The organism is Oleiphilus sp. HI0079 (assembly GCF_001635105.1).
Genome location: NZ_LWFT01001404.1, coordinates 1 through 845, shown reverse-complemented (window position 1 = coordinate 845; position 845 = coordinate 1). Strand labels below are relative to the sequence as shown.

Annotated in this window: 2 protein-coding genes; both read left to right on the top strand. The window is 46.4% G+C overall.

The features are described 5' to 3' along the window. Positions 1–492: alpha/beta hydrolase-fold protein (locus A3750_RS24190; protein WP_255374902.1), on the top strand; the 492-nt coding region annotated here is incomplete at its 5' end. Between the two features lie 53 nt (positions 493–545). Further along, positions 546–845, top strand: a 300-nt coding sequence (locus tag A3750_RS24185; RefSeq protein WP_197475289.1) for a glutathione S-transferase N-terminal domain-containing protein, incomplete at its 3' end; no start/stop codon positions are given.

Here is an 845-nt window from a genome sequence, read left to right as displayed (position 1 = left end):
CAGCATTATCACATGTATGATTATATCGTCTATGAGTTGCCCGAACTACTGACTGGCCAGCTAGGAATGCAAGGTAATGCTGCGATTATGGGGCATTCCATGGGCGGACACGGTGCCTTGACCATAGGGCTCCGTCATCCAGATCTTTACCGCTCTATTTCCGCTTTTAGTCCGATTTGTCATCCTGTAGAGAGCCCATGGGGTCAGAAAGCTTTTTCTGGCTATCTGGGAGACGATACCGAAGCTTGGGCCGAGCATGACGCAACTCTGTTGCTAGAACGAGTTGAAAGTCATTTGCCGATATTGGTGGATCAGGGCTCTGAAGACCAATTTCTCAAAGAACAGCTTGGTACGACGCAACTGCAAGCAGCCTTAAAGAGAAACAAGGGCTACTCTCAGGTCAACATGCGTGAAACGTATGACCACAGTTACTTTTTCATTGCGAGCTTCATCGAAGAGCATCTGCGTTTCCATGCAGAGCATCTCAAATAGCCGGCTTCACTTTCTTTATCAACAACAGTGCGATCAGCAAATAAGGAATAATAATGAAAATTTACGAACAGAAAATTGCTCCGAACGCGCGTCGAGTGCGCTTATTTTTAGCCGAGAAAGGCTTGCTTGATTCGGTCGAGTTTGTGGAGCTCGATTTGCAGAAAGGCGAAAACCGCAACGCGGATTTTCGTGACAAAAATATGTTTGCCAAAATTCCTGTTTTGGAGCTGAATGATGGCACGTGCATTTCTGAGTCTGTGGCGATCTGTCGTTATTTCGAAGCGTTGAATCCAACGCCAAGTTTGTTTGGTGTTGAAGCGCTAGAACAGGCGCAAATAGAAATGTGGCAACGT